General features: G+C 27.1%; 31 protein-coding genes and 1 pseudogene. 3 read left to right on the top strand and 29 right to left on the bottom strand.

Annotation, left to right across the window (positions count from 1 at the left end; translation table 11 throughout):
• Positions 1–27: 27 nt before the first annotated feature.
• The 21 genes and pseudogenes from I6H46_RS06325 to I6H46_RS09890 form a co-directional block, all read right to left on the bottom strand.
• The gene (locus I6H46_RS06325) at positions 28–321 is read right to left on the bottom strand and encodes a condensation domain-containing protein (RefSeq protein ID WP_200225645.1); all 294 of its coding nucleotides are present in this window, start codon (positions 319–321) and stop codon (positions 28–30) included.
• Between the two features lie 507 nt (positions 322–828).
• Positions 829–1,017, bottom strand: coding sequence for a hypothetical protein (locus tag I6H46_RS06320; protein WP_200225643.1), 189 nt, complete (start codon positions 1,015–1,017; stop codon positions 829–831).
• 41 nt (positions 1,018–1,058) lie between these two features.
• The gene (locus tag I6H46_RS10575) at positions 1,059–1,301 is read right to left on the bottom strand and encodes a hypothetical protein (RefSeq protein ID WP_407648102.1); all 243 of its coding nucleotides are present in this window, start codon (positions 1,299–1,301) and stop codon (positions 1,059–1,061) included.
• Positions 1,302–1,473: 172 nt separating this feature from the next.
• A complete protein-coding gene (locus tag I6H46_RS06315) occupies positions 1,474–1,725 on the bottom strand; it encodes a Gfo/Idh/MocA family oxidoreductase (protein WP_200225641.1) in 252 nt (83 codons plus the stop codon).
• A 39-nt stretch (positions 1,726–1,764) separates the two neighbouring features.
• Entirely contained in the window at positions 1,765–1,884 is a 120-nt protein-coding gene (locus I6H46_RS06310) for a hypothetical protein (protein ID WP_200225638.1), read from the bottom strand.
• A gap of 17 nt (positions 1,885–1,901) precedes the next feature.
• Positions 1,902–2,720, bottom strand: a complete 819-nt coding sequence (locus tag I6H46_RS06305; protein ID WP_200225636.1) for a condensation domain-containing protein — start codon at positions 2,718–2,720, stop codon at positions 1,902–1,904.
• Entirely contained in the window at positions 2,717–2,938 is a 222-nt protein-coding gene (locus tag I6H46_RS06300; RefSeq protein ID WP_200225635.1) for a hypothetical protein, read from the bottom strand. The genes I6H46_RS06305 and I6H46_RS06300 overlap by 4 nt, the downstream gene beginning before the upstream one ends.
• Positions 2,925–3,350 carry a condensation domain-containing protein gene (locus I6H46_RS06295; RefSeq protein WP_200225633.1) on the bottom strand — a complete coding sequence of 142 codons (426 nt, stop codon included), beginning with the start codon at positions 3,348–3,350 and terminating at the stop codon, positions 2,925–2,927. The genes I6H46_RS06300 and I6H46_RS06295 overlap by 14 nt, the downstream gene beginning before the upstream one ends.
• A 70-nt stretch (positions 3,351–3,420) precedes the next feature.
• On the bottom strand, positions 3,421–3,624 hold the full coding sequence (locus I6H46_RS06290) for a phosphopantetheine-binding protein (protein WP_200225631.1): 204 nt from the start codon (positions 3,622–3,624) through the stop codon (positions 3,421–3,423).
• A 29-nt stretch (positions 3,625–3,653) separates the two neighbouring features.
• Positions 3,654–3,833, bottom strand: a complete 180-nt coding sequence (locus I6H46_RS06285; RefSeq protein WP_200225628.1) for a hypothetical protein — start codon at positions 3,831–3,833, stop codon at positions 3,654–3,656.
• A 79-nt stretch (positions 3,834–3,912) separates the two neighbouring features.
• A complete protein-coding gene (locus I6H46_RS06280) occupies positions 3,913–4,590 on the bottom strand; it encodes a class I SAM-dependent methyltransferase (RefSeq protein WP_200225625.1) in 678 nt (225 codons plus the stop codon).
• A gap of 163 nt (positions 4,591–4,753) precedes the next feature.
• Complete coding sequence (locus I6H46_RS09910) at positions 4,754–6,292, bottom strand: amino acid adenylation domain-containing protein (protein ID WP_234287295.1); 1,539 nt, start codon at positions 6,290–6,292, stop codon at positions 4,754–4,756.
• The gene (locus I6H46_RS09905) at positions 6,289–7,008 is read right to left on the bottom strand and encodes a condensation domain-containing protein (RefSeq protein ID WP_234287294.1); all 720 of its coding nucleotides are present in this window, start codon (positions 7,006–7,008) and stop codon (positions 6,289–6,291) included. Before I6H46_RS09905 ends, I6H46_RS09910 begins: the two co-directional genes overlap by 4 nt.
• 35 nt (positions 7,009–7,043) lie before the next feature.
• The gene (locus I6H46_RS09900) at positions 7,044–7,202 is read right to left on the bottom strand and encodes a hypothetical protein (protein ID WP_234287293.1); all 159 of its coding nucleotides are present in this window, start codon (positions 7,200–7,202) and stop codon (positions 7,044–7,046) included.
• Between the two features lie 44 nt (positions 7,203–7,246).
• A complete protein-coding gene (locus tag I6H46_RS09895; protein ID WP_234287292.1) occupies positions 7,247–7,738 on the bottom strand; it encodes a condensation domain-containing protein in 492 nt (163 codons plus the stop codon).
• Between the two features lie 26 nt (positions 7,739–7,764).
• Positions 7,765–7,923 (bottom strand): hypothetical protein, encoded by a 159-nt coding sequence (locus I6H46_RS06270; RefSeq protein WP_200225624.1) that lies wholly within the window; start codon positions 7,921–7,923, stop codon positions 7,765–7,767.
• Between the two features lie 16 nt (positions 7,924–7,939).
• Positions 7,940–9,529: an AMP-binding protein gene (locus I6H46_RS06265; RefSeq protein ID WP_004838455.1), complete on the bottom strand. Its 1,590-nt coding sequence runs from the start codon at positions 9,527–9,529 to the stop codon at positions 7,940–7,942.
• Between the two features lie 18 nt (positions 9,530–9,547).
• Positions 9,548–9,748, bottom strand: a complete 201-nt coding sequence (locus tag I6H46_RS06260) for a 4'-phosphopantetheinyl transferase superfamily protein (RefSeq protein WP_200225622.1) — start codon at positions 9,746–9,748, stop codon at positions 9,548–9,550.
• Positions 9,749–9,750: 2 nt separating this feature from the next.
• Positions 9,751–10,221, bottom strand: coding sequence for a 4'-phosphopantetheinyl transferase family protein (locus I6H46_RS06255; RefSeq protein ID WP_200225620.1), 471 nt, complete (start codon positions 10,219–10,221; stop codon positions 9,751–9,753).
• Positions 10,199–10,938 (bottom strand): annotated as a pseudogene (locus tag I6H46_RS10455) (thioesterase II family protein). The gene I6H46_RS06255 and the pseudogene I6H46_RS10455 overlap by 23 nt, the downstream one beginning before the upstream one ends.
• Positions 10,939–11,111: 173 nt before the next feature.
• The gene (locus tag I6H46_RS09890) at positions 11,112–11,261 is read right to left on the bottom strand and encodes an iron dependent repressor, metal binding and dimerization domain protein (RefSeq protein ID WP_234287291.1); all 150 of its coding nucleotides are present in this window, start codon (positions 11,259–11,261) and stop codon (positions 11,112–11,114) included.
• Positions 11,262–12,022: 761 nt separating this feature from the next.
• On the opposite strand from I6H46_RS09890, the gene I6H46_RS06240 reads away from it, so the two are divergent.
• The 3 genes from I6H46_RS06240 (at position 12,023) to I6H46_RS10665 (ending at position 13,605) form a co-directional block, all read left to right on the top strand.
• On the top strand, positions 12,023–12,304 hold the full coding sequence (locus tag I6H46_RS06240) for a plasmid mobilization relaxosome protein MobC (RefSeq protein ID WP_456151196.1): 282 nt from the start codon (positions 12,023–12,025) through the stop codon (positions 12,302–12,304).
• A gap of 84 nt (positions 12,305–12,388) precedes the next feature.
• The gene (locus I6H46_RS10670; protein ID WP_234287290.1) at positions 12,389–13,222 is read left to right on the top strand and encodes a relaxase/mobilization nuclease domain-containing protein; all 834 of its coding nucleotides are present in this window, start codon (positions 12,389–12,391) and stop codon (positions 13,220–13,222) included.
• Positions 13,223–13,299: 77 nt separating this feature from the next.
• A complete protein-coding gene (locus I6H46_RS10665) occupies positions 13,300–13,605 on the top strand; it encodes a hypothetical protein (protein ID WP_234287289.1) in 306 nt (101 codons plus the stop codon).
• A gap of 873 nt (positions 13,606–14,478) precedes the next feature.
• Here I6H46_RS10665 and I6H46_RS06230 read toward each other — a convergent pair.
• The 8 genes from I6H46_RS06230 to I6H46_RS06195 form a co-directional block, all read right to left on the bottom strand.
• On the bottom strand, positions 14,479–14,976 hold the full coding sequence (locus tag I6H46_RS06230; protein ID WP_200225618.1) for an ATP-binding cassette domain-containing protein: 498 nt from the start codon (positions 14,974–14,976) through the stop codon (positions 14,479–14,481).
• A 109-nt stretch (positions 14,977–15,085) separates the two neighbouring features.
• Positions 15,086–16,033 carry a hypothetical protein gene (locus tag I6H46_RS06225; protein WP_200225616.1) on the bottom strand — a complete coding sequence of 316 codons (948 nt, stop codon included), beginning with the start codon at positions 16,031–16,033 and terminating at the stop codon, positions 15,086–15,088.
• Positions 16,034–16,053: 20 nt separating this feature from the next.
• On the bottom strand, positions 16,054–16,671 hold the full coding sequence (locus I6H46_RS06220; RefSeq protein WP_234287437.1) for a hypothetical protein: 618 nt from the start codon (positions 16,669–16,671) through the stop codon (positions 16,054–16,056).
• Positions 16,672–17,180: 509 nt separating this feature from the next.
• Entirely contained in the window at positions 17,181–18,161 is a 981-nt protein-coding gene (locus tag I6H46_RS06215) for an ABC transporter ATP-binding protein (RefSeq protein WP_200225614.1), read from the bottom strand.
• A 102-nt stretch (positions 18,162–18,263) separates the two neighbouring features.
• On the bottom strand, positions 18,264–18,410 hold the full coding sequence (locus I6H46_RS06210; RefSeq protein WP_232618477.1) for an Apre_1838 family putative sactipeptide bacteriocin: 147 nt from the start codon (positions 18,408–18,410) through the stop codon (positions 18,264–18,266).
• Between the two features lie 298 nt (positions 18,411–18,708).
• Positions 18,709–19,029: a hypothetical protein gene (locus I6H46_RS06205; protein ID WP_200225612.1), complete on the bottom strand. Its 321-nt coding sequence runs from the start codon at positions 19,027–19,029 to the stop codon at positions 18,709–18,711.
• Positions 19,030–19,076: 47 nt separating this feature from the next.
• A complete protein-coding gene (locus tag I6H46_RS06200) occupies positions 19,077–20,048 on the bottom strand; it encodes a radical SAM protein (RefSeq protein WP_200225610.1) in 972 nt (323 codons plus the stop codon).
• 226 nt (positions 20,049–20,274) lie between these two features.
• Entirely contained in the window at positions 20,275–21,015 is a 741-nt protein-coding gene (locus I6H46_RS06195) for a sensor histidine kinase (RefSeq protein WP_200225607.1), read from the bottom strand.
• Between the last annotated feature and the right edge of the window lie 53 nt (positions 21,016–21,068).

Below are 21,068 nucleotides of genomic sequence, written 5' to 3'. Positions count from 1 at the left end.
TAATCTTATAAGATACATCGGAAAAACTTATTTTTCTCCTTCGTATAACGCAAAAAGCTTATATATCATATTACCTGCACTCCACGCATCTAATATAGAACAATCAAAACTTATGTGGAGTACATCATTTTTATTCCCGCCATTAATTTTCTTTCCAACTACGAATTTAAACATAGGCCATGTTTCGATATTATACTTCATATGCGATAAAATCTTTCGCATTTTATACCTATCCTCTTTAGAATTATATTGATATTTAAAAACTTTATATTCAGGAACTTTTTCCAGTATAATCCCTCTACCATCCGATAATAAAATCAATCTTAAAATATCATTTTTCTAATCATCAAATTAATGTTTTTTCAAGATTAGCAATATTTAAATTTTGCTTTTCAAATTCAATATAATAATGAGCATTAACTTTATTTAAAAATTCCCCATCTACTTGTCCAGCCATATATGCCAACTGAAGTGAACTCAATTCCAAAGTGTTTTCTTGTGCTTTTGATAAATATCTGAGTAAATCCTCTTTGTTAACTTTAATTTCGTTGATTACCTCTTCATTGTATAATTCTTTTTGATTCTATATTTTAATTTTTATCTTCCACAAATAAAAACATTCCCTGTTTTCTCAGCTCATTTACATAATCAAATAATTCTAAGTCTGTACTATCATTTTTTAGTTTCATTTTTTCATCCCTAAATTTTTAAAGCTTGTAAATGGTTAAGATGTTCTTCACCAAATTTAACATTTTTAGGAAACCCTATTTCTTTCATTATTTCTCCCCATTTTTCGAAACTATTATTTCCTTTTGCATTCTTGTAATATTATTTTTCTTTGTTTAACATTTTCAATAAATTTTCAATTTCTTTCCTTATGGCATTCGGAAAAACATCATAAAGTATAGTTTCATATGTCAAGTTACTGTAATTTGCCAAGCTAAATTTTATTGGCTTATTTAAATAATTAACATCAATTTGTTTTGAATCTAACACAATATTATCAGATATATTCATTCTATCCCTCCATATTACAGATCCAAAGGTATCTTCAAGATCTAATCTTCCACTTTTATAAAAAAAGTAATTTTATGAAGAAGATGCATATGGTTATTCCCATCCACATCAGAAACCTCATTATGAATTTGTAAGTTTACATCCAATTGCCCATTTGACAAAACAACACGATTAAAAGGGTATCTTTTCTCTGTTAACGTTGGAATTATATTAAAACTTCTAAGAAGAGGTAATGCTTCGTTCAGAATACCTATCAAAGAATAAAGAAGTTGCGAAGATGTCATGATATCTACATGTTCAAGAACATCTTTTTTATTTAAATATTTTGCAGCTTCAATAAATTTTCAATAGTTTCCAATGAATTATATAAATTCCCTACTATATAATATGAGTTGAATTCATGAGCCAACTTTAAGCAGTTCTCTATCTCTCTATAATGAATTGGATGTTCCTGTATCACATGAATTCCTTTTTTAAGAGACTCTCTGACAATTCAGTTCCCTTACCTCCCAATACAGAAGATTTAATTATAACAAATGCAATATCTATATTTCCTGGAATAGAATCTACATCAACATATAGTGGAACATTATGTTCTTCTGCACACCTCTTAGAACGACTACTTCCAAAAGCTAATATACCTACCAATTCAATATTATTTATTTTTTTATCGCATTTATATAGGATTGACCAAAAGTTGTTCCACAAACTATCGCTTTCATCATAATGTTCCTCTCTCCAAATACATCATTTCAAAAAATCCATCAACTTTATTACCAAATTTTCAATATATGGAGTTTCCATAAATTCTCCTAATTCTAAATGAAAACCATATCGTTCCATTAATGTATTAGATAGTTGTATCATATTTAAAGAATTCCCTCCTAGTTTAAAGAAGTTATCTTCTTTTTTATTTCTTCAATTTTTAAAATTTCTTTCCAAATTTCTGATATAGAATAAAGTAGCTCAGTGTTCAGTTTATCTTCTGTTTTCTTGTTTGATTTATGAATATCTTCATCAGGTTCATTATTTTGATAAACTGATAAGTCTTCTCTAATACATACATTATTTTCAGTATCTTTATTTTCCTTATAATTAATTTTAGTGGAAAATGTATTGGTATTATTTATTATAGTATCCAATAAGTTTCCATAAGACTCAAACATCCTATCTAGCAACTGTGCCGTAAATATTTCATCAATGGAATCCCAAATTATTTTTAATTTGCCGTCCATTTCCATAACTTGATGATCAAGCCAAACTTGTGGTGTTTGAGAAATATTATATACAAGTTCTCCTAGCCAAGTATCTTTCCTGCCTTCAGACAAACCTAATCCACTTGTAAATACTATAGGCATTAAAGAATATCTATTGTTAGAGTATTTATTCCTTAATTCTCTTCCAAATTCTACAGCACTATATGAATTGTGTTTTGTATCTTCTAATAATTGTTTTTGCAACATTTTGGATTTTTCTAGCAATGAATCGCTAGTACAATTTTTTACTTCAAGAAATGTTAGGTTAGTAAAATCTCCTATGATTTTATTTATATCCGGATGAATTTGTTCCTTGTTAAACTGTGTAATATTTAATACAAATTCATCATTTAATGAATATTTCCTAATTATTTCAGAAAATAATGTTATTAATAAAATTGTCAATGTTATGTTATTTTCTCTTGCGATTCCTTTTAATTTATTCAATCCACAAGAATCAATGATTTTTCTCTTCTATTAAAAGTTTGTTCTTCTATATCACTTTCTAACTTTGCTATTTCAAATTTAGGGGCTTCCAAAAATCCATTCAATCTATTCAGCCAATATTTTTTATCAACCTGATATTTAGATGTGTTTTTTACTTTTCTAATTTCTAAAACATAATCTCTAAATGAAACATCTGGTAATTCCTTATAAAATTTCATCATTATATCTTAATTTCAATTCATCTAGAATATAGAACATACTCCAACCGTCTAAAATAATATTATCTAAACTAATGTGGAGTCTGGATTTAATTTCATCTAAAATGCTAAGTTTGAAATTAAATATAGGCCATTTATCTATCTTTAATATTTCGTGAGACATAATATCTCTAGTCAATTTTAAAGCTTCCTCTTGTTCAACCTTATTAAGACATGATAAGTTATTAATATCTAACATAAATGGTGGAACTTTTTCCAATATCTGTTGTGTTCCATTGTTTAAAATTATCGCCCTTAACATAGAATGATACTTAATCATATCATTTATTATCTTTTGAAGTTTATTAGGCTCAATATTCAAACAATCTAATTCGAAGTAACAATGTGTTGCTACTGAACCTAAAGAATACATTTTGTTTCTTCCTATCCAATATGCAAATTGCACATCCGTTAATGGAAATGGCTCATTTATATTTTCAACATCAGGTATAATTTTTGAAATGATAAATTTCTCTTTTTGTCAATTTTTTAATATACTCTGAAAGTTCTCTCAAAACAGGATATTTGAAGATGTCTCCAATTGATATTTGTACACACAATTCTTTCTGTACTTCGGAAACAATTTTCGTCGCTGTAAGAGAATCTCCTCCTAATTGAAAATAATTAGAAGTCGATAATACATTCATATCATTTAAAATTTCTTTATAAATATTGACTAATTTCCTTGTAATTTCATCATACTTTTCTGTTTCATTTTACCTTCAATACTTTTGCTATCATAACCAGAATCTTGATTATCATGTCCTTCTATCAATTTCCTTAATTCTTTTCTATCAATTTTACCATTTTTATTTAAAGGCATTTCTCCTACTATTACAAATTCAAATGGAATCATGTATTCAGGAAGCTTGTTCTTTAAAAATTTAATTAATTCATCTTGTTCAACATCTATTTTGTTATTTTAAGAACATATATCATACTTCCCATTTTGTTAATTTCAGTCTCATTAGATAAATACTCAATTTTATATTTACAATTTTCACTTGCATTTTTAATGTTTTTAATATTTGGAATAATTTTCCATTACGCTCTAACAAATCAAAATCAATAAAACCACGTTCTAATACAGATGCACTAATTTCTGGTAATAATAATTCATCATTTATTTCAGTTCCAATCACAACGCCCATAGGAGATAATATGGTTTTTATATTACGCAACATATCTGAAATATTATGAGAACGATGTAGTGAATTATATAATATGACAATATCAAAATTTTCCGTTTTAAAATTTTCCAAATACTTACTTGAAGAATTTATTTTTATAAACTCGAAACAAGTATATTTATTTTTTATGTCTTCAAACTCATTTGCAAAATATAGTGAATTGTCCGTATAAACATATTTTTCGATTTTATCTTCAAAGTTTGTAATTACCTCTTCTGTTAATTCGCTATTTCTTCCACCTATTTCTAAAATCTTAAGCTTTTTATTTTTGCCATCAAATACCATCTTTATAGTTTCAATAAGTTCATTTATATTTTCTCTATAATTTTTCAGTTTTCTCAAAAGTCTGGAAGGACTAGGTTTAGATTCAGAAGCATAAAACACATCAATAGCTTGTTTCTTACCCTGTATAATATCTACCACATTATTTTTGAAATTATCTAGGTTGACTGTTGTGTCTAATGCTATATCTATTTTTTAAATAAGTAAATACCATCTTCTAAACTTATCATACTATGCTCTTGCAATAATAATAGCCATCTTTTTACGAGCAATTCGTATCCTATATCTATTTCTCCAAATTTCATTATTTCATCAAAAGAATACCTTTTTCCTTGACTAATACCCAAATCCATGAAATAGAAAATATCAAACCTAAAACCATATTATTTTCACTATTTAGATACTCATCATAATCAATGTATTCAGATTTCAGTTTATTTATTTTTTCATTACTACTTAATCTAGTTAATGTATAATCCTTACTCTCATTACTTTCAATAAATGCGACCAATTGATTATTAGTGCCTATCTTAATAACATCAACAACAGCTTTATTAATTTTAGGATTTCCAATTAAAGCATCTTCAATTTCTCCAAGTTCTATTCGATGCCCTTTAACTTTTACCTGATTATCAAGCCTTCCTAAAAATTCAATAGTTCCATCATTCCATGTTCTTCCAGCATCTCCAGTTCTATACCATTTAACTCCATCCGATTCTATAAATTTCTTTTCTGTTAATTCCTTATCTCCCCTATATCCCTTTGCAACACCAACCCCACCAATTAACAATTCTCCTTTAACATAGTTAGGACATATTCTTCCTAAACCATCAACTACTCTATAGACTTGGTTCTTTAACGCTTTTCCATATGGAATAGAAATCCAATTTTTAGGTATTTCCTTTGGAACATTGATATAATTTGACCAAATGGAAGCCTCTGTTCCTCCTCCCATTCCAACTACAAGAGAATTTTTGCTTCTGTTATAAAATCTTTTAGGTAATGTTGTTGCAATCCAGTCTCCAGAAAGAAAAACTAATCTCAATGGAATAGAAACATCTTTACCCTCTGCCATAGTTACTAGCATATCAAAAAGAATTGGCACCGAATTCCACATTGTTACTTCATATTTTTCAATAAGTTTTAACCAAAGTTCCGGATCTTTGAAATTATTATCATCTAAAGTAATGATGGTTCCTCCAGCCGATAATATTCCAAAAATATCATAAACTGATAAATCAAAATCAATTGCTGATACCATTATTACGCTATCATTGGCATTTACTTCATATCTTTCATTTAAGTCATTGATTGTATTAACAGCACTATTGTGTGCAATTTCCACACCTTTAGGAATTCCCGTCGTTCCTGATGTCATAATTACATAGGCTGTATCAAACGGACTAATATTGACAGGTTTTTCAATTATACTTTGAATAGTTGATTGATCTATATCAACAAATGTGATATCTGTATCATCTAAATTAAAATCCCTTATTGTATTTTTATTGGATAAGACATGTTTTATTCCTATCTGTTCATATATTTTCCTTCTTCTTTCGTTGGGTTGATTAATACCGATAGGAACATATGCTGCGCCGGCAAATAAAATTCCTAAAATACCAACTATTTGACTATATCCCCTTGGCAATGTTATTCCCACGTAGTCATTCTTTTTTACTCCAAAAGAAATTAAATTTGTTGCAATAATTAACGCCTTTTTGTATAAATCTCCATAAGTTAATTCAATACCGGATTGTGCATCCACAATAGCAACTTTTTCCGGGTTTACTTTAATCCTATCAAGAAATTCTGTATAGAGAGTTTGTTTAGGGTAACTCAAAGGCAAATATTTTTTAATTCTTTTTCTCTATCTTCAATCTGATTCAACGGAAGAATTTCAGGCAATCTATACCAATTTTCATTATCACTTAATGATTGTAATAAAGTGTATAAAGAGTCGAACATATCATCAATCATTCCATCTGGATATAATTCATCAACCACATCCCAGCATAATACAATCTCATCATCTACTAAATAAGTTTGAAAATCGAGCCAAACTTGTGGAGTTTGTGATACCATATAGTTTATTTTCCCGAATATTTTTCTTGTTTCCTGAGTCTCTAAAGGATAATCTATATTACAAGCAAACACCACAGGTGCAATATTGATAGTTTTTCCAACTTCTTTATAAACATCTCTTTGTACCTGCACTCCAGAGTATGAGCTGTGAGAGGCATTTTCTAAAAATGTGCCAGATATAGTTTTCACTCTATCTAAAAATTTTTCATTCTTTCTTTCACACTCAACTAATAGAAGATTAGTAAAATCTGCAACCATTCTTTTAACACTATTATCATTTACATCTCTATTGAATAATGGCACATTGATCACAAATTTTTCTTGATTTGTCCATCTTTCAATAATCATTGAATATGCTGATAACAGAACCATTGATGGGGTAACTTTATTTTTATATGCATTTTCTTTAATCTTAATCCAGTTTTCTTTGCTAATAATTTTCTTTCTTCTTGAAAAAACCACTTTTTCAATCATTTCTGGTTTTTTGTTAATGGGTAAGTTAGGTGCCTCTAAAGGAAAACTGGATTCAATTTTTTCTTCCAGAATTCCTTATCTTTTTTGTATATTTCGTCATCTATTTTTCGTTCCTCCAGATAATTTTTAAAAGTATAATTGCTATCTATTGAAACTTTATCTTCTCCGCAGTACAGCTCTACAAGTCTACTCATTATAATGCCTATGCTCATTATATCTGCAACTAGAATATCAATATCTAAAATATTCTATGTTTTTTATCCTTTAGTAACGCAATGCTAAGGCTAGCTACTTCTCCAACTTCTATATCAAATTTTCTATGAGACATTTCTTTTCTCATTTCCAATAATTTTATGTCTGCATCTTCTTCAGATAGTGAAGTATAATTAAAAATTTTAACTTCTTTTGAGTATGGTTCTTCCATAATTTGCTGAGTACCATTACGGTTAAATTTTGCTCTAAGCATTGGATTTTCCATTTGTAAACAGTTCCAAGCAGCAGTTAATTTATCTGTTACAATCTCTTGTCCATCAATTTCTAAGTATGCGTGACACCCAATACCACCTAGAACCTGATCTTCTTCTCTCCCTACAAAATAAGCATACTGTACATCCGTTAAAGGGAACTCTTCCGAAATATTCTTTTCTCTTGATTCAGTCTTTTTATCAATATTTTTAATATTTGCTTTTTCAATAAGTCTAATCCAATCTTCAAGTGTAGGATTTTCCATTAGTTTTGCAAATGATAATTTTATCCCTAATTTTTAAGCTCTGAAACTATTTGCATGATTTGGATAGAGCCTAAACCCTTTTCAATCAAATTGTCTTTTCCTGAAGGTTTAAATCCATCTAAGTTTGCTTGTAACACTTCATCAAGAAGTCGTACTGCCTGTTGTCTAGTTTGATATGTTTCCATATTGTAGCCTCCTTATCTATTTAATCATTTGTTGTTTTAATTTACTTTTATCTACCTTTCCAACGCTTGTTAATGGCCATTGATCAACATACTGTACTTCATCCGGTAACTTAAAAGAAGCAAGTCCTCTTTCTACCAAATAATTCTTTATATCTCTAAGTGTAAGAACGGTACTCCCCTTCAAAATAAATACACCTATTTTTTCTCCGAGAGTCTCATCGGGTATGCCAACAATTTGCACTTCTCTAATATTCTTATTTGTAAGCAAAATATTTTCCAACTCAGAAGGAACTATTTTTTCTCCAGCACGATTTATCATCTCCAACACACGACCAACAATTTTATAATTGTCTCCATATAACTTAGCGGCTCTATCTCCTGTTCTTAAAAAACATTCTTCTGTAAACTGAGTATTATTTAGTTTTGATGAATCATAATATTCCAAAATAGTATATGGTCCCCTAACTATTAGCTCTCCAAAATCTCCATCAGGAACCTCTTTCCCGTTTTCATCAACAATACGAGCTTCGTCAAACTCACTTAACTTCTTCCCTTGAGTATGTAATCTGTCATAATCATCGTCCAAAACCCTAGAGCAAGTAATCAACGACTCACTCATGCCATACAATTGCAATAATTTACAATTAAATTCTTCCTGAATCTTTTTTGCTAAGTTAGAATCAAGAACAGATCCACCTATCTGTATATACTTCAAACTGCTGATATCAGCATCATCATTTTCAAGATATTCTATACACATATTAGCTAAAGTAGGTACCAATGCCATAATGCTAACTTCCTGTTCCTCAATCAAAGGTATTATTTCATCAGGACTGGATACTCTACAAGTAACTACCTTACCACCTTTTGACAATGTCCCAATCATTCCCGGACAACAAAGTGCAAATTTATGGCTCATAGGTAAAGCTGCCAAATACACTGTATCTTCATTCATATCTGTTGCATTTGCCAGTTCTTTTGCTAAATATATAAATTCACAATGCCTATTAGGTATTAGTTTCGGAAAGCCGGTTGTACCTCCTGACAATAAAAATATAGCTGTTTCCTTATACTCTAATTCTTCAACAAATTTATTTTTTCTATTTTGTCTTAAGGTACATAACTTCTCATATTTCTCTGTTTCGCCAATCAAATAAACTTGTAAATCTTCTTTCGTATCTTCTATAATATTAGACACCATATCTTCATATGAAAATCCTAAGTACCTGTTAATTCCAATATATGCTTTTGCATTTGTTTTATTTAAAATTCCCTTAACTTCTGAATATCTATGACCCATCAAGATAATTACAGGAATCACTCCTATACTCATCATTGCAAATAAAATTATAATGAATTCTTTGCTATTAGGAAGTTGAAATAATACTTTATCTCCCTTACGGAAGCCTTGATTTAAAAGTCCATTAGCATAACAATCCACTTCATCTTTAAGTTGTCTATATGTCAATTCTTCATTTTCATCTACAACTGCTACTCTATCGGCGTATGTATTTGACCACATTTTCAAATGTTCGCCAACAGTTAGATGCTCCCAAACATCTTTATCATAAAAGTTGATTAATTGTCTCTTAATCTCTAAATTCATAATATTTGCCCTACCTTTTTAATAGCATAACGCAAAAACAAATTTTTCTTTTTCAAAAATCAAAATCTCCTTTTGAATATTATTTTCTTTATCTATAACTTTCATTACATTATTATTTTTATTAATAACATCAACTGTTTCCAAATTTTGAATTAAACCGACTCCTTTATATTTTAAATAAGCTTCTTTGCAAACCCAATATTTGTAAAAGTCTTTCAAACCTAATATTTTTTCATTGTTAATAAAAAATTATTCTTAATTTCACTATAATCTATATTTCTTTCTATATTTTCAATATCAACTCCTATATCATTTCTTGAGAAAGCTACTATTGAAAATCCTGTGGTATGTGATATATTAAAATGTAAATTCAAATGATTTCTAATATATGGTTTATTATATTTACCGTAACGCCATCTAATCTCTTCGAATTTTAGTTTCTCAATTTTAGAAAATAGCAAGTTTACTATTGCTTTTGTTACAACATAATTAATTCTGTCACTTTCTTTTCTATACTTCCACATAATTTCAATTTGATCTTTACTTAAATATGGAATACATTCACTTATAATTCCATAACTATTTGTTTCTACAGCAACTACTGCTATACAATCATCATGTATAAATTGAACTACCTCATTAATGTCAAATTTTGTTAATTCTGTAATTTTAATTATTTTTAACGTTTTCATTAATATAGCTTTTTATTTCCCTTATAACCATTTCAGTAGATGTATTTACAAACATATGCTTGCCATCTATATATTTATAGACAAATTCTTTTGTTGTATAATCTTGCCATTTTTTAAGTTCTTCTAATTTCATTTCTTGATCTTTATCTCCCATAAGGCCAAGTATGGGACTTTCTAATTTTTCATGTTTTGTATCTTGATAGTCTTCGTCTATTACAAAATCTGCTCTAAGTGTCGGTAAAAAAATTGAAATCAATTCTTTATTATCTAATATCTCTTTCGGGGTTCCCTCATATCTTCTTAGCCCTTCTATAAAACCTTCGTCATCAAGGTGATAGATTGGATTTGGTTCTTTATACACTGGAGCACGTCCACCTGAAATTATTATTCCTCTTGGATTTTCATAACTTGAATTTTTGATCTTTAAGGCTATTTCATAAACAATTTTGTTCCCATACTATGTCCAAATAAATAGTAAGGTTTTCCAAAATCAAAATTTTCTTTCATATCATTGAATAATGTTTCAACTAAAATATTAATATCACTTGTAGCCTTTTCAGAAAATCTATTTTCTCTTCCTGGATATTGAGCAACAAATACCCTTACATCTTCAAATTCATATTTCCAATTTCTAAATGCAGATACTCCACCTCCTGCAAACGGAAATATAACAAGACTAGCTTTAATATTGTTTTCGTCTAATTCTTTATTTAGCATTTCAAAATTTTTGACATAAATTCACCTTTTAATATATTTTTTGTTAGCAATAGCTAACTTTTATTCATTATATACCATTTGATAACATTTATCAATGAGTTTTTGAACTTTTTTGTAAAATAATTAAAAAAAATAGCATAAAAAACTTATTTAAAAGTTATCTATGCTATTAATTATAAGGTTTCATTAAAATGTTTTTTTAATTTTTTAAACGTTTCATCTGATATAACGTGTTCTATAAGACAAGCTTCACTTTCTGCTTGTTTAGGATTAACTCCAAGTTTAATGAATACGCTAGTAAGATACATATGTTTTTTATACATCTTTTCACAAAATTTTTTTGATTCGTCTGTTAAACGAATTATTTTATCATCTCCATAAGTTATCCTACCTTTATTGTCAAGTTTTTTAGCATTCTTGTAACCGTCGGTCTTTTGTAATCCAAATAGTTAGCAATGTCTATATTTCTAACCTCTTCATTTCCAAAGATAAAATATATATGGCTTCTAAATAATTTTCTTCAGCAAATTCTCTGTGTAAAATAAATTATTCCCCCTCTTAAATTGTTAGTAACTAATAATTTAATTAAATATCTTTAAATATGATAATTTAAAATATTTTTTAATATCATACATATTATTATAGTTGTAAAAGTATCTATTTCAAAGTGATTTTTTAATTTTTTAAAATTTAAGTTATCATAAAATAGTGTATTTTTATTAAACAAAAATAGCAAAAATAGCAAAAATAGCAAGCACAGTAAGTGCATATGCACTTACGAAAAAATAGATTAAATCAACTATAAAGCTACTGTTTGTTTTAATCTATTTTGCTTGTTGGGGAATATCCCCAAACCCCTAATTTTTTTAACTTGCATTAGCTATCCTTATAAAAAATATTTACATTCTCTCCTATATGAAATTTGATTATTCTTTTTAAAGGTGATAAAATATAAAATAATTAGAAGCAAAACTCAGGAGTTTTCTTAAAGAATATATAATAAATTAAACCTGTAAAACAAGTTGCTATACTTGCTTTTACAGGTTTTTCTTTTTTTACTTAACTATATAAAGGAGGGTAATCTATGGCAAATAGAACTAGAAATAACGGGATATATCTAATGCTATCTGATGAAGAATTAGAATTACTGAACAAAAAATATAAAGCATCTAAATGCAAATCTCTTAGACAATTTATTATAAAATGTATTTTAGAAAAAGATATCTTTATTCTAGATATGGATGTTTTTCGTGAAATGTCAACAAATATAAGTCGTACTTCAAGTAGTATAAATCAAATTGCAAAAAGAGTAAACTCAACATCCCTTATATATAAAAATGATGTAGATGATTTGAAAAATCATTAGAAAAACAAGCAAAAGATATTTTAGCCATGCGTAAAAAATATACTCTCTTACCTATTCCAATAGTTTTAATAAGGAGAAAAAATAATGGCTGTTACTAAAATCCATCCTATTAAATCTACCTTAAAAGCTGCCCTTGATTATATTATGAATAGCAATAAAACAGACGAAAAAATTCTAATCTCATCTCTAAATTGCAACCCTATAACTGCTCATTTAGAGTTTGAACAAACAAAAATAGAATGTAATTCTAAGGTAAAAGTTTTAGCTAGACATTTAATTCAAGCTTTTGCACCTGGAGAAACTACACCTGAAGAGGCTCACAAAATTGGAATTGAATTATGTGAGAAGGTACTGCAAGGAAAATATGAATACGTAATAACTACCCATGTTGATAAGGAGCATATTCATAACCATATTCTATTTAATAATGTTTCTTTTCATACAGGTAAAGCCTATCAAAGCAATAAAAAATCTTACCATCAAATTAGAAATTATAGTGATGACTTGTGTAGAAAATATAAGTTGTCTGTTATAGATGAAGACTATATGAAGTTTAAAAATAAATATAAAACTAATGGGAAATCATATAAAGAATATATGGAATTTAAAAAAGGAACATCTTGGAAATATAGACTTCAAATATCTATTGATCATGCTATTCAAAAGTCTAATAGCTATGATAACTTTTTAAAAACTATGGAAGAATATGGATACGAAATCAAATTAGGCAAGTACCTATCTTTTCGTCATAAAGAGCAAGGAGAAAAAGGACGATTTATTCGTGCTAAAGAAACTACTCTTGGAAAAGATTATACCAATGAAAAGATCAAGGAAAGAATCGAGAATAATATGAATAAAAAGTTCGTAAAAATTGATTTTGATTCTTCTACGAAAGCATACAAAAAGTTGATAATATAATAGACTTAAAAAATAATAAAAAGATACAATCTTCTAAAGCTTATGAAATATGGGCAAAGAAGCACAATATGAATACTATGGCTGACACTTTAAATCAACTCAGAAAGTATGGGCTGACATCTAATATAGATCTAGAAAATAAACTTCAACAAGAAGCCATTAATAGGCAAAAAACTTTAGATAAAATTAAGGATATAGAAAAAGATTTGAACAAAATCTATACTGCAATTGAGGCTTTAAACACTTTAAAAATAAATAAATCTATTTATGAAATCTATAAATCAAACTCTAAAGATAAAGAATTTTATGCCGAATACAAAACTCAAATTATTGCATACGAAAAATCAATAACTATTTTAGATAAAAACAAGTATAAAATTTAAGCATAAAAGAACTATCAAATATTTACGATGAATATAAAAGTAAAAAAGATATTCTTATGGTAGAATATTCCAATAAGAACATCTTGATTTACGAGCTTACTCAATTAAGAAAAATACAGATAAGTATATTAATAATGAGCTTGGTAAGTGGCAAATACTGTTAAATATTCACAAGAATGTTAAGAAAATTTAAGTATATATCCCTTGATCTACACTTACTTCCCCCAAAAAACTTCAACTCTAAATTTTTGAGAATGATAGTGTAAAATATTATGTATAAACTAAACTATAAAATAGCTACTAAGATCATATTAAAAAACTAAAATTTTCTGATACAAAAAAATATTAAATAAATAGCTCTATAATAAAAGCAGTACGAATACCGCCAATATCTTTTATAAAATTCCATTTTTACCTTTTTCTCATCTTCATCTTTAAAAACCATTTATATTTTCTAATATAGATTTCTTTTCTTTATTTTGTTCTTTTAGTGTTTTCTTAGCTTCAAAAAATTTATAAATAATATTCATAAATTTTTATGTTCTTTATAATTATTATAAATAGATGTCCTTATCCTCTAAAATATCTTCACTAAATCTTTTTTTATTTTTACATCTTTAAAATGATTTAGGTATTTCTCACGTTTTTTATCTACCAACATTAATTATTAATATATATTATTTTCAAATTATTTATGTACTCAAAACTAAAAAACAAACTTAAAATCATCATTTTAGCATTATTTTCCCCTCACCTTATTACATCTATATTTATAAATTAAAACGGAATACTATATAACAATTGGAATATGCTCTATTGTATCAAATATATCATCATGAGTAGCCAAAATTATTATTTTTTTCTTTGATTCCTCTATGAAAATTCTACAAGCTTCTGTTTTGACTGAAAGTCAAGATTTGAAGTGGGTTCATCTGCTATCAATATATCATTTTCATTGTATAAAGATCTCAAAAAAGCAATTTTTTGCCACTCTCCTCCTGACAATTCTTTTCCTCCAAACCAATTTCCTAAAATTGTATTTGGATTGATATCTTTTATTTTAATTCCTTTAGAGTTTAACAATTTCTTGATTTTCAATACACAATCTGTTTCATTCATTTTATTTAATGCTATGTTTGCTTTTACACTAGTTTCATATCTATTAAAGTCCTGAAATACTACACCTATTCTAGCCCTATATTCTAATAAACTATAGCTCGAAATATTCAAACCATTAACCCTTATTTCTCCTGTATAATCAAAGTATAACCCGCATAATAACTTAAGTAAAGTGCTTTTTCCTCTTCCATTACCCCCTTTGATTATATATAACCCATTGTGATCGAATTTTATATTGATATTGCTAAGCACATTTTTATTTCCATCATAAGAATAAGAAATATTTTTAAGTTCAATCTGATTTATTTTATTTATTTTTCTTAAATCATCTGTTTTTTTATTATTAGTATTATTTTATCTATTAGCCCAAAAAAGTTTCTACATAGAGTCTATTACTAATAATAAGCAGCATATTTCCAAGTAACAAATTGGTCTTCTGCATGACAATGTCTAAAGAATAAATATATGCAAGTATTGAACCTAGCAGACCGTCATTTGTAAAAACACTAATACTTTCTACTAAAATTAGATATACTTTTGCAATCAGCTCAATAATATTAAAAATGCTGTTTATTAATAAAGTCAAAACAGTGATCTTTTTGTTCTTAAGTATTATAGCATCTGTAACTTGATCCAATTTTTTTATCAAACTTTCACCAAAGTTATAGAATATTCTCTCTTTACAAGCAATATTATTACTAATCAAATAATTGCAATACTCTTGTTTTCTATATAAAACTATATTATCATTTTCGATATTATAGATATATTTCCCAAATCTAATGTTTATCAAGAAATTAATAATAGGTATCAAAATTATTATAACCCAACTATTGTTTGAGCTTGAGAAAATAATTCCTGAAATAGTAATAATAGCTATTACACTTTCTATAAACTGTACTATATTAAAAAATATTTCTACAACTTTATCTTTACCAAATCTGTTTATTTGGCCTATTTTATTATAAACTTCTTCGTTTTCAAAATCCTTTACGCTTAATTCATTACAATTCTCAGCAAATACTACACATAAATACTTATCCATCGAAAAGCTCAATATGCTATACGAATATTGCTGCAATGAACTTATTAATATAAATGCTATATTTATTATTAAAAATTTCCCTACTGGAATGATCATTGAATTGTCATTTTGGTAACTCACTTGTATAACATTTACCAAGTTTTGTAGAGAGAAGATAGATATGCCAGAGAAAATACCATTTAAAATTGTAAGTAAAATATAAATTATCATATGATTTCTGTTACTATTATATGCAATCTCTATACATCTTTTAATATTTCTCACTATTTTCTCCCTTCTATATATTATTTTAATTCTTGCTTTCGGAAGTATAACGCAGCTATTAAAGAGAGCAATATCATAATTAACACATTAATAACTGGTCCTATTTGATATATATTAAATATCTTTCCAAATAATGAATAACTTATATATGAATAATATAAAACTCCATTTAACTGAAGAGGTAATAACATTGCTATTTGTACAAATAATCTGTTCCTCACATCAGGTAGTAAAAAAGAAGCTATTATAAATAACATTGAAATAACATTTACTATATAAGTTTTTTTAGTTATTGATGATAAAAACAAACATAGTGATCCAAATGATAATGCAGTAACTAAACTTATAGCTATTCTAATCAAATATAAATCTAATAAATTCCAACTATATAGTATTTTGGTGTTTAAAATTTGTACTGGAAAATCCCAACCACTAGTCCCGTAGAAACATAAATTTGGAATAGTTAATATTAATATCATAATTAATGAAAGCAGTACTATATACAAACCAGAAGCTATTATTTTAGCTTTAGATAATTTTTTGACACCATTTCTAGATGATAAAATAATAGAAACCATATTACTTTCGTTCTCTCTAGAAAAAACACCTGAAATAGAGATGGCTACAACTAATAGTATTAATAAGACATATATATCGAAGGTATCATTTATTGAGCTCCATCCTTCATAATACCCATAATTATACGGACCATTTGTACGAATTGCCTTTTCTTTCCAATATTGTCTTTCTTTAGGATGATTTTTATAGTCTGTGAATTATTAATACTCTTCTCCACTTTCATCATTCTATAATTATAAAAATCATCTAACTTATCATTATAATTTAACAAATCAGATAATACCCAATAAGGTTTATCATCTAATCCTTCATAACTTTCTGATATCCAAGAATAATATCCCCTAATGGAAGAAATAAAGAGTTATAATCTTTCTTATCCATATAATTTTTAGGATCATAAAATTCTTCATTAGTATTTTTAGTTAATTTTTTAAATCTTTAATATCACCTAATATTTTATTTGAAGCTAATGGCTTATCAAATCTCTCATTCAAATAATTTGTTTCATATCTAACTGCTTTTTTACCTTTCAATAAGTCATTATCTTCTGTTGTTGTACTATAATTGATTATTTTGGAATAAATGAATATAAAATTATTAAGGTCATAATAAGAATTGAAATTATATTAACTTTATTCTTTATTATTTTTTTAAATTCATATCCGATTAAACTAAACATTTTTAACATCTCCGACTCTTTATTATAGTATAAATACAAATCTTCCAAATTAGGTTTAACTAATTTAGAATTGCATGTTTGTTTATTACTAATATATCTAACCCTATAGCAATTATCCTGTTCTTTATAATTTACTACTAAATTATTTTCTAAAAAATCTAACAAACCAGATTTTGATATTATAATTTCATAAATTTTATTTTCTAAAGCTTTTAATACTTCTTCTTCAGTACCTTCAGAAATTATTTCTCCAGATTTTATCATAATTATATTATCGCAAATAGATTCAATATCTTCGGTTATATGTGTAGAATATATAATAATTCTATTTTTACTCTCCTCAGAAATAAAATTCTTAAAAGTCAATCTTTGCATCGGGTCAAGACCAGCCGTTGGTTCATCTAAAAGTATTATTGATGGATTATTAATAAAAGCTTGTATTATTCCTATCCTTCTTTTCATTCCACCGGAATATTTTGCAACATTTCTACTTTTATAATCACGTAATTCAAATTTCTTAAATAGTATCTCACTACGTTCTCTTAATTTTCCTGTCGGAACTCCTTTTAGTTTTCCTATATAATCTATAAATTCCTTACCGCTAAAATTTGAATACACCCCAAAATCTTGGGGTAAATATGATATTTTATCTAAATATTTACTATTATTTCTCTTTACTTTTTCACCATTAAAAACTACATTCCCTGAGCTAGGCTTTAAAAGAGTAGCTAAAATTTTCATCAACGTACTTTTCCCAGATCCATTAGCTCCTAAAAGTCCGTATAATCCTGGTTCTAAAATTAAATTAATATCATTTAGCACTTTCTTATCATATGATTTGCTTAAATTTGAAATTTCTAATCTGTCCATATTTCTATCTCCAATATATAAAATAATCCACACTAAATAATTTTAAATGTAACTAAAATTTTATAAACAGCTCTTGAGTAAAAGCTCAAGAGCTGTTTATAATTACTTCTGTCCTATTGTTCTTAAAGATGCAACTCTATTTCCAGTTTTGTATTCACCTTTGGAACCACATGAACAACCACAATGTAAACAAGGTGGTATCCAGCTAGTATGTCTTGCATCAGCATGTCCTGTAGTTGTACTACACATACATGCAAATGGTCTAGCTCCACCATTTCCTGTAGAAATAAATTTCATTTTCTCACCTCCTATTTAATATTTTTATCAAAATCTAGTCTTCCAAATTTTTATGATATCTGGAAAATTTTCCAAACACGCACAATATTCACTTAGAAGATTAGAAAGATAAATCCTTTCTTCTATACAACTTTATGTCTATAGCTATAATGTATAGAATTGCTATCAAAACAGTTCGTATAGCATAAACCACATAAGTTTATTGCCCAGCAATTTTTGCAGTATTTAGAAGATTCATTAATGAAATCTTTTATATAAAATCTTTTATTTTATTTATATCAAATCCTTTTTCAACGTTGCCTAAAGACGGTATATTACCAGTCTTTTCACACGGATAAATTTCTCCATCTACTGTTACATACATCCTTTGTTTGCCAGGAACACAACATCCATTCATTCCATAATGAGTAACTGGTTTATCAATACAAAGGCGCTTATGTATTCTCTCAAGCCCTTTATACAATGACTGATCAATTATTGTTTTCTCTTTTCTATTAGTATTTTGCTTCCTAAGCCAATATAACGAAGGATCAATTTTATTTTTAGTGATTTCTCTTTCTTCAATACTCATTGGAAGTATGTATTCAGACTCTTCTGGTCCTAAATCTATTGCGGTAATCAAAATCTGTAAATTTCTGGTAGCCATTCATTACTATCAATAAAGTTTTGAATCTTAGTGTATTTACCTAAAATATCTTGACCATCTACTACCATGTTAAATACTAATGGGTTCTCCATTTCTTTTCCGCTTTTTTCTTTTACATATTGATAGTTTTTAACACCTTGAATAGCACTTTGAAAACTTCCTTTTCCATTAGCAAAAATTCTATTCTCATTATGTATTTCCTCTGGTCCATCTATACTAAAAATGATATTGAAATTATTTTCAACTATATATTGAGCAGTATCTATATCCATTAATGTTCCGTTACAAGTCATTGCAAATATAACATTTTTATCATATTCAATAGATTTTACTTTAGAGTACTCAACAATTTCTTTTATCAATTTCTTATTTAATAATGGCTCTCCACCATAAAAGCCTATGCATATATCTTCGTTTGTGTCATTCGAATTTTCAAACAACATATTAACAGCTTTGATTGCAATATCTATATTCATATCTCTATGTCCAAAGTCTCTAAATTCTGGATGATTAGGATTATAAATACAATATTTGCATCTTAGATTGCATTTTTCTGTAACCTCTAGCAATAAACTTGTGAGATTATTGGATAAACTATATTCTAGATTGTATACTCCCTCTCCAGTTAATTTAACTACTGGATTTGCAGATAAAACATTTTCTTCTTTTATAGCCTTGAAAATATCTAAAAAACCTTCTTCTAATTGTTCGTCTGTTAAATTCAGTTTATTAAGGTCTTGTATTTTTCCATTTTCTAAAACCGTCTTTAATATTTTATAAACTTCATCAGTTATTTCAGCTATTTTCCCTGTACCCGTATCATAAAAATATTTCTTTTCTTCAGCTTTAAACACTCTTCCTAGTCTAGGTGTATAGTAATCACTTAATATTCGCTTTACTTCTCTATTATTTTCTAATTTTATTAGATACTTTGAATCAAGCATTTTATCATTCACCCCCGCTTTATTTAACTTAACTATAACAACTTATGTGAATTTGTTTATTAAAAAACCATATAGATATAGTAAATATTTAAAAATAAAAATATTAAGATTTCTTTATTTTCCTGATAAAGAAATGCTAATATATAACATTCCTTAATTTATTTCAATATAAAACCTCCACTAGTTTTCAACTAGTGAAGGTTAAAAAATTAATATTTCTTTGTCATTATATTTCAACTACAATTGTCAATTCATTATTTTCTTGAAATGCTTTTATTGTACTCCCTTGTTTTTCTATTATTGTTTTTGCAATAGCTAGCCCTAATCCATTTCCTTCGTAACTATTTTCTCCTCTATAAAAAGTATTAAATATTTTATTTACATCAACTTTATTTACACTCGAAAATTTATTTGTAATGGACAAAGAAACTTTATCTTGATTATTTACTGTTAAATTCGTTATAACTTCTGAGCCTCTATCTGCATATTTAACAGCATTCCTATATATATTTATCAATGCTCTTGCAAAAAGCTCTGAATTCACATCAACGTACACGTTTTCTTCTAAATTATTACTAAGTGTTATATCATGTTTTTTTCTTTCAACATATAAGGATTCTTGTATCTCAATAATTATGTCTTCTAATTTTATATTTTGTTTAGTTAATAAATCAGATTGAACACTATATTTTGATAACTCAAAAAATTTATTTATTAAAGTTTCTAACTGATGAGAACTATCCAAAACTATTTCTAAATACTTATTCCCTTTTTGTCTATCTAATTCTGGATTATCTATTAATAAATTTGTGTAACCTATTATCGCTGTTAATGGTGTTTTAAGATCATGAGCTAAAAACATCATCTCTTGATTGTACTCTATAAATTGAGCTTTTATTTTTTCAGATAAATCATTTTCTAATTTTATTAGTTCTTCTATTTCTCTATCTATAGAAATAAATTCCAATCCATCTTTAACTTTCTCACCTTTTCTTATACTTATAATTCTCTGAGTAATAT

The sequence above is a fragment of the Anaerococcus obesiensis genome (genome assembly GCF_016599815.1).
In the GTDB taxonomy this organism is placed as follows: Bacteria; Bacillota; Clostridia; order Tissierellales; family Peptoniphilaceae; genus Anaerococcus; species Anaerococcus vaginalis.
Note: the sequence above shows the minus strand (reverse complement) of the source record. Positions and strands in the feature narration are given on the sequence as shown.

What these genes read in the sequence shown, in the direction of transcription:
- I6H46_RS06300 (WP_200225635.1), bottom strand. Translation starts at nt 2,938, where the DNA reads ATGAAATTTTATAAGGAATTACCAGATGTTTCATTTAGAGATTATGTT.
- I6H46_RS06290 (WP_200225631.1), bottom strand. Translation starts at nt 3,624, where the DNA reads ATGAATGTATTATCGACTTCTAATTATTTTCAATTAGGAGGAGATTCT.
- I6H46_RS06215 (WP_200225614.1), bottom strand. Translation starts at nt 18,161, where the DNA reads ATGGACAGATTAGAAATTTCAAATTTAAGCAAATCATATGATAAGAAA.
- I6H46_RS09905 (WP_234287294.1), bottom strand. Translation starts at nt 7,008, where the DNA reads ATGATTGAAAAAGTGGTTTTTTCAAGAAGAAAGAAAATTATTAGCAAA.
- I6H46_RS06240 (WP_456151196.1), top strand. Translation starts at nt 12,023, where the DNA reads ATGGCAAATAGAACTAGAAATAACGGGATATATCTAATGCTATCTGAT.
- I6H46_RS10670 (WP_234287290.1), top strand. Translation starts at nt 12,389, where the DNA reads ATGGCTGTTACTAAAATCCATCCTATTAAATCTACCTTAAAAGCTGCC.
- I6H46_RS10665 (WP_234287289.1), top strand. Translation starts at nt 13,300, where the DNA reads ATGGCTGACACTTTAAATCAACTCAGAAAGTATGGGCTGACATCTAAT.
- I6H46_RS06295 (WP_200225633.1), bottom strand. Translation starts at nt 3,350, where the DNA reads ATGTATTCTTTAGGTTCAGTAGCAACACATTGTTACTTCGAATTAGAT.
- I6H46_RS06320 (WP_200225643.1), bottom strand. Translation starts at nt 1,017, where the DNA reads ATGAATATATCTGATAATATTGTGTTAGATTCAAAACAAATTGATGTT.
- I6H46_RS06270 (WP_200225624.1), bottom strand. Translation starts at nt 7,923, where the DNA reads ATGGAAACATATCAAACTAGACAACAGGCAGTACGACTTCTTGATGAA.
- I6H46_RS06255 (WP_200225620.1), bottom strand. Translation starts at nt 10,221, where the DNA reads ATGAAAACGTTAAAAATAATTAAAATTACAGAATTAACAAAATTTGAC.
- I6H46_RS06265 (WP_004838455.1), bottom strand. Translation starts at nt 9,529, where the DNA reads ATGAATTTAGAGATTAAGAGACAATTAATCAACTTTTATGATAAAGAT.
- I6H46_RS06200 (WP_200225610.1), bottom strand. Translation starts at nt 20,048, where the DNA reads ATGCTTGATTCAAAGTATCTAATAAAATTAGAAAATAATAGAGAAGTA.
- I6H46_RS06205 (WP_200225612.1), bottom strand. Translation starts at nt 19,029, where the DNA reads ATGAGTATTGAAGAAAGAGAAATCACTAAAAATAAAATTGATCCTTCG.
- I6H46_RS06285 (WP_200225628.1), bottom strand. Translation starts at nt 3,833, where the DNA reads ATGATTCCATTTGAATTTGTAATAGTAGGAGAAATGCCTTTAAATAAA.
- I6H46_RS09890 (WP_234287291.1), bottom strand. Translation starts at nt 11,261, where the DNA reads ATGTATAAAAAACATATGTATCTTACTAGCGTATTCATTAAACTTGGA.
- I6H46_RS09895 (WP_234287292.1), bottom strand. Translation starts at nt 7,738, where the DNA reads ATGGAAAATCCTACACTTGAAGATTGGATTAGACTTATTGAAAAAGCA.
- I6H46_RS06210 (WP_232618477.1), bottom strand. Translation starts at nt 18,410, where the DNA reads ATGTGTAGTACAACTACAGGACATGCTGATGCAAGACATACTAGCTGG.
- I6H46_RS06310 (WP_200225638.1), bottom strand. Translation starts at nt 1,884, where the DNA reads ATGATACAACTATCTAATACATTAATGGAACGATATGGTTTTCATTTA.
- I6H46_RS09900 (WP_234287293.1), bottom strand. Translation starts at nt 7,202, where the DNA reads ATGAGTAGACTTGTAGAGCTGTACTGCGGAGAAGATAAAGTTTCAATA.
- I6H46_RS10575 (WP_407648102.1), bottom strand. Translation starts at nt 1,301, where the DNA reads ATGACATCTTCGCAACTTCTTTATTCTTTGATAGGTATTCTGAACGAA.